Here is a 4,155-nt window from a genome sequence, read left to right as displayed (position 1 = left end):
TTCGGCAGTACGAACAGGCAAAGTCGATTTCTCCACCACTATTTTATTTGTTTTTGCAACTGATGCTATTTGACGGGCACATAGTTCGATGTATTTCAAATCGGCAGCCATTCCTTTTCCTAAGCCATAGGTTTTTGTTGGCGTATTTACCGAAATAAAAATCATATCGGCTTCTTCAATAGCGCGATTGGTATCTGTTGAAAAAAATAAATTTCGTCCACGTGCTTCTGCAACGATGCTACTCAAACCGGGTTCATAAATCGGAATTTTAGTAACATCCGCGTCATTCCAAGCTGCAATTCGAGCTTCGTTTAAATCCACAACAGTAACTTTGATGTTCGGACATTTAGAAGCTATGATTGCCATTGTAGGACCACCTACATAACCCGCTCCGATACAACAAATTGATTTAATATTCATTTTTAACCTATTTCCTCTATTTTCTGAGTACTGTTTTACTGATTATGCAAAGATATTATTATTACCCTCTCAAGCCTAAACTTTTCTTAAAACTTCTATAAAATTGCCTGAATTATAGGTATTCCTTCTTTAACAAGCTGTCTGAATTTTTATAGTTTTAAACGCGTTAAAAGTTGCGTTTTTATTCTTTTTTTCTTTTCTTAAACTTTGACCAAGGATTTTTTATCCTTACATGTTCTTCATAATAGCCATTGCTGTATGCACCGTATCCATAACCATACTGGGCATTATTTTCAAAAGCGTTGAGAATGATGCTCACGTTTTTAAGTTCACCTTTTTTATTTCGCATGTTCAGTTGTCCGATCATTGCTTTAGAAGTATAATTTTGTCGAACAATGTACAAAACTACATCGGCAAAACTGGAGAGCTCCATTGCATCCGAAACCAATCCGATGGGAGGTGTGTCTAAAATAATATAATCGTATTTTTCTTTGAGTCGATCAATCAATTCCGAAATTGCATCACTGATTAGTAACTCCCCCGGATTGGGTGGTAAAGGTCCGGCTGGAATCAAATCTAAGTGGGGTACAAATGTAGGTTGAATCACCTCGTCGAGCGTGTGCGTACCGATTAAATAATTGACAACTCCTATTTGATTCGTGCAATTGAAATCTGTAAATAATTTCGGCTTTCTTAAATCTAATCCTACAATGATGGTACGTTTTTCACTTAATGCTAAAACTGTTGCTATATTTATCGAGCAAAATGTTTTTCCTTCGCCTGAAATGGAGGAGGTAATCATTAGTGTTTTGGCACCAGCCAATTGCTGCTTTTTGTACAAAAATTGCAAAGAAGATCGCAATGCTCGAAATGCTTCTGCAAGTGCTGATTTGGGTCGTTCAAAAACAGCTAAATTGGTGTCGGTTCCCTTTTTACCCACTACGCCAATAATTGGAATTTGGGTTATTTTTTCTAAATCTTCTCTATATTGAATGGTATTATTAAGAAGAAAGACAACCAGTATGTATAAAAAAGGCAGCAAGAAACCCAAGAATAATGCTAAAATATAATTTACACCCGTTTTAGGCCCAATAATTCCGCCACCTGTATCTTTTGCGGTATCGATAAATCGGATATCCGAAACGTTTGCTGCTTTTACTACCTCTGCTTCGCTGCGTTTGGTTAAAAAAGAACTGTAAATATTATCACTAAGATTGTATTTCCGTTGAATTTTGAACAATTCTTGTTGGTTTTCAGGAAGTACTTGCAATTCATTTTGGGCTTGTGTCATTTTTGCCGAAACCATGTTTAAATCGTACTGTAAGGCTACTTTTGCAGAAGCGATATTGACCAATAACACGTCTTTAATGGCTTGCATTTGGTTATCAAAGTCTTGAAAAAGTTTATCGCTCTTGACCGCATACCTTTTTTCGGCCCGCTGGACCGACAACGTAATCAGTTTGGAAACATTTACAGTAATATTGGGATCTTCGATTCCTGCTACGGAAGGTGCAGGTAAAGTCGAAAAATCATTGCTATTGGTTAAATACGATTTTAACGTATTGTAGTAGGCAATTTTTCGTTTAATGAGATCCAGCTGAATTTCAAATTCGCTGAGTCTGGTGGAAACTTCTGCTCCTCCATTTTCCAGTTGAACTACATCTTTTCCTTGACGAAAAGCTTTTAACTCATCGCCAGAATCTTTGAGTAGCTCTTCCATTTGCAACATGGTACTGTCAATAAATTTTATAGTATTGGTTGCAAATTGGTTTTTAGCGGCCAATTGATTTTCGCTTAGCACTTTTACCGTTGCATTGAGGTAATCGACCAGTTTAGCCTTATTGGTTCCTTGCATGGAAAGTGTCAAAATAGAACTTCCTGTAGAAATAGGTTGGACGTCGACCGTTTGAAATTGAGCTACGGTTTGATCAAAATCATCCAATCGAACGTAGTATTCTTTGTTGATGTACATCCCTGGATGTTCTGCAAGTTTGATCTTCCAGTTCAAAAATGGCAATTGCACTTGTTGTCCAATTTTAAATTTTTGGGTAAAAGGCACTGGATTCACAGCTATCCGGTTGGAGGTTTTGTCGGTATAATTAACGAGTCTCACTCTATCCGATTCAAAAGGGATGGAAATCTCGTACTCATTGGCTGACACAAATTTAATTTGAATTAACTGACCTGCCAGTTGCTCTTTTTTTTCGTCAATAAAAACTCGAAAAGGGACTGTACCGTAGGCGTCGACCAAATTGTAATCGCCTTGCTCTAAATAATTGATATAAAATTGCAAACGCTCGATTACTTCTTCGTTGTGCGAACGAGAACGCAACATAGTCGAGACTGTTTGAACCTTATCAGACGTACCGCCCCAATTAAATACCAAGCTGGTGTTTGAACTGAAGAAAGGATTTGTTTCCTCTTTTACTGAAATCGTGTTGGACAGGAGGTATATTTTCTGTTTTCTTACATTTATTTGATATGCGATAGTAAAAGCAATGAGCCAACTGAGCAAAAATATTTTCCAATAACCAATTGTTTTGATTAAAAACCCTTTAAAATCAAACGTGTTGGAATGTTCTGCTAGAGAAAAATCTTTACTGTCAAACATAAAATTACATTAACGGGTTAACAACAAATAAGTAGTTGTTGCCAAACTCAAAAGCGTGACGATTGTACCAAGCGACTCAATCCCTGTTTTACCAGTTCCCCATGATTTTTGGGGCAATGGCTTGACGTAGATATAATCATTGGGTTGTAAATAGTAGTACGGCGACTCGATTACTTTTCTGTCGGTAAGATCGATGTCATGTAATTCGGTCCCGTAGGGATATTGGCGGATAATGGTCACATTTTTTCGATCTCCTGTAAGCGTGATGTCTCCAGAATTAGCTATTGCTTCGAGAACGGTTACTCTTTCTTGAAACAAAGTCTTGGTTCCAGGACTTGCAATTTCGCCATTTATTGTAAAACGAAGTCCTGCCATTTTCACGGTTACAAAAATATTGGCTTCTTTATTGAAATAATTTTCTAACAACTCTTTTTCGATTTTTACACGAACTTCATCTAGTGTAAATCCCATAATATTGATTTCGCCGATGATTGGAATACGAATATTTCCGTGACTGTCCACAGTAAAACCATCATAATAGATATCTTGTTCTCGACGCATTTGATTGGCGTTTCCGGCATTCGTATTTAAATTAGTCGTATTAAAAATAGCCACTAACTCCGGATCGATTGCTTTGATATTTAACGAAATAATGTCGTTGGTTTGCAAACGGTATTCAGGGGTTTGCACTGCTTTTAGCATTTTATCAGCTCCTTTTTCGGTATCTTGCAAGTAGATTAATTGTTTTCTGGACACGCATGAAGTAAGCATGATGGCGCAAAAAAACAACAAACCGATTTTTTTAAAACTCATTATATACATTTTAATAACAAATATAGCTTTTCATTTATAAAATCAACATTGGATGTCTTCATTAATTATTTTTAAAGGCATTTTCAAAAGGAACGCGGTGCACAATACTTCTGCCCAACGTAACTTCATCGGCATATTCCAGTTCATCTCCGACTGCAATTCCGCGTGCGATAGTCGAAATAGTCAAATCCTGATTTATAATTTGTTTGTAAATATAAAAATTCGTTGTATCGCCTTCCATAGTTGAACTTAGTGCTAAAATTAATTCCTTGACAGTTCCTGAATTCGCTTTCTCGATCAAAGATCCAATT

General features: G+C 36.7%; 3 protein-coding genes and 1 pseudogene. All 4 read right to left on the bottom strand.

All coding sequences use genetic code 11. The features are described 5' to 3' along the window. Positions 1-420: pseudogene (locus ACIQ2X_RS14275) on the bottom strand (nucleotide sugar dehydrogenase); the annotation flags it as partial. A 181-nt stretch (positions 421-601) separates the two neighbouring features. After that, complete coding sequence (locus tag ACIQ2X_RS14270; protein WP_396179615.1) at positions 602-3,031, bottom strand: polysaccharide biosynthesis tyrosine autokinase; 2,430 nt, start codon at positions 3,029-3,031, stop codon at positions 602-604. Positions 3,032-3,040: 9 nt separating this feature from the next. Continuing rightward, positions 3,041-3,844 carry a polysaccharide biosynthesis/export family protein gene (locus tag ACIQ2X_RS14265; protein ID WP_396179613.1) on the bottom strand — a complete coding sequence of 268 codons (804 nt, stop codon included), beginning with the start codon at positions 3,842-3,844 and terminating at the stop codon, positions 3,041-3,043. Positions 3,845-3,905: 61 nt separating this feature from the next. Further along, positions 3,906-4,155 (bottom strand): toprim domain-containing protein (locus ACIQ2X_RS14260; protein WP_396179611.1); only part of this gene is annotated, 250 nt, incomplete at its 5' end.

It is taken from the genome of Flavobacterium sp. (genome assembly GCF_044368625.1).
Taxonomy (GTDB): Bacteria; Bacteroidota; Bacteroidia; order Flavobacteriales; family Flavobacteriaceae; genus Flavobacterium.
Note: the sequence above shows the minus strand (reverse complement) of the source record. Positions and strands in the feature narration are given on the sequence as shown.

Excerpts from the sequence above, each read along its gene's own strand:
- ACIQ2X_RS14270 (WP_396179615.1), bottom strand. The coding sequence starts at position 3,031 with ATGTTTGACAGTAAAGATTTTTCTCTAGCAGAACATTCCAACACGTTT.
- ACIQ2X_RS14265 (WP_396179613.1), bottom strand. The coding sequence starts at position 3,844 with ATGAGTTTTAAAAAAATCGGTTTGTTGTTTTTTTGCGCCATCATGCTT.